Raw genomic sequence first — 1,824 nt, 5'->3', positions numbered from 1 at the left:
ATGACCTTGTTAGCCGCTGATTATTAATACTATCGCGGCCTCGCCGCCAACACCCGACGAACACGCCATTTTGTGAATTCAACTGCGGCCTTAAAGACAAAATCACTCGATAAAACCATGCGTATTCAATTCAACGTAGCAAAGATAGCCATATGATTTTGCATCGAGTTTGGGATTGGTTTGACGAGGGTCTTGAGTTTATAGAGCCTGCGACGAAGAGAGGAAATAGCTAGCCAAACATCACAAACTAAACACTGAGAAGAACCGACGGAAAACACCACGCACAATTTGTCCTCGTTTGAGCGCCTTGCTAGATTTTAATTGGTGTATAACTAATTCATTCTTATTGAGATACTATGTACAAAGTAACCGTCTCTAATTAATGCGTACCCTTCGTTTGCCACTCCTTCGTTCCAGGCTTTCTGAGGGCTTTTATGCCACAACAGAGTGTCACCTTCTTTGTGTTTAGAAATAAGAAGTTGTATTTCATTTATAAATTTTGGAGATAGTTTCATTTTTGAGGTGTTCATCAGATATTTCTCTCTAAGGTAATCAGTACTAATTTCCTTGATTTCCTGACCATCTAGTTCAGATACAGATATATCTTCACCCCAATAATTCTTAAGTCGCTCTGACACTCGTAGCTTGTCCTTCGAAGAAATCTAACGCCCCAATCAGCCGCGGAGCAATGTGGCCCATTTTTGCTGTTTCTTTAGCAAAAAAAGGGCGACGTTGTGGAGTCGGTTGGATTGGTTTGTTAGGCATTTACTGTTCGCAACTTTCGCCCAGCAATCATAAATAGTACTGGAAACATCCACATCAGCACAGTCAATGCGGCGGCCCTCCAGCTCATAATGGCAAACAAAGGAGCAAAAAACTGCCACAGCGGGAGGTTTAGAAAACCTTCCACAACTAACTGTGCACTAAACCCCTTACATTCAAAGCCAATAAGCATTGCATCATAAGCATAACAACCGATGAACCCATCTGGCTTTCGACCGTATTCAACAAGTGAAAATACAGCTAAATCTGCACATACAGCTATAACAAATATGAATATATAAAAGGCTGATACTCTTCTAATTATTTCCCAGCGTTTCAAAAGCAGCACTCCAATGTTGAAGGGGAATAATCTGATGCCTAACGCCTTGTTAGAGGGGTTACTAGCCGCCCCACATTATAATTACGGCTTCGTCTTTTTCTGCGGACTCGTTTAAAAATGTGAACATAGAATCAAACAGCCAAAAGTCAGGTAAGCAATTAACACCCTGAAGTAAGGTCTGGAAATAGGGCCTACCCTTGACTCCAATTTCCAAAACGATCGATCGGATGAGATTTTTTCCAAGAAATACCACATCCGGATCATCATATTCATTTTGTTCTGCGCGGAGCTCTCCTTGGAAAAGCAGATTTAATGGAGCTTCTTCTTTTTTTAGTGCCAAAACCCATGCAGGAATAGATTCCTCAGCATCACAAGATTCATAGCTTTGAATCTCGATTTCTCCCAAGACATCATACCATTCACTTTTGCTTATCTTTCCAACAAAGGCCTCACGCACTTTGTCTTCAACTCTATAAAATGTTCCGAAACTCATTTTTCCCTCTAACGTCGCAATAACGGGCGCTTACCAAACCGCCAAAAACTGCTTTAATCCCTTGTATTCACAACACTTTGAAAAGCTGCCGCATTGACAAAGCGTCCCGCGTTGATTGCCTTGTTATGTGTAATTATGCACGTTGGCACCCAAACCATGTCTCAAGTAACCATAAATTCTAATACCGTCATCAGTAATAGAAAATTTCGCTGACTTAGAGTTACAAATG

Annotated in this window: 3 protein-coding genes; all 3 read right to left on the bottom strand. The window is 41.2% G+C overall.

Translation table 11 applies throughout. From position 1 onward, the window contains the following. Positions 1 to 332 precede the first annotated feature (332 nt). Positions 333 to 638 (bottom strand): hypothetical protein, encoded by a 306-nt coding sequence (locus BCT27_RS19430; protein ID WP_102396526.1) that lies wholly within the window; start codon positions 636 to 638, stop codon positions 333 to 335. A gap of 119 nt (positions 639 to 757) precedes the next feature. Further along, positions 758 to 1,102: a hypothetical protein gene (locus tag BCT27_RS19425; RefSeq protein WP_102396525.1), complete on the bottom strand. Its 345-nt coding sequence runs from the start codon at positions 1,100 to 1,102 to the stop codon at positions 758 to 760. Between the two features lie 61 nt (positions 1,103 to 1,163). Next, on the bottom strand, positions 1,164 to 1,595 hold the full coding sequence (locus BCT27_RS19420; RefSeq protein WP_102396524.1) for a hypothetical protein: 432 nt from the start codon (positions 1,593 to 1,595) through the stop codon (positions 1,164 to 1,166). Positions 1,596 to 1,824 lie beyond the last annotated feature (229 nt).

This window comes from Enterovibrio norvegicus (assembly GCF_002876705.1).
Lineage (GTDB): Bacteria > Pseudomonadota > Gammaproteobacteria > Enterobacterales > Vibrionaceae > Enterovibrio > Enterovibrio norvegicus_B.
Note: the sequence above shows the minus strand (reverse complement) of the source record. Positions and strands in the feature narration are given on the sequence as shown.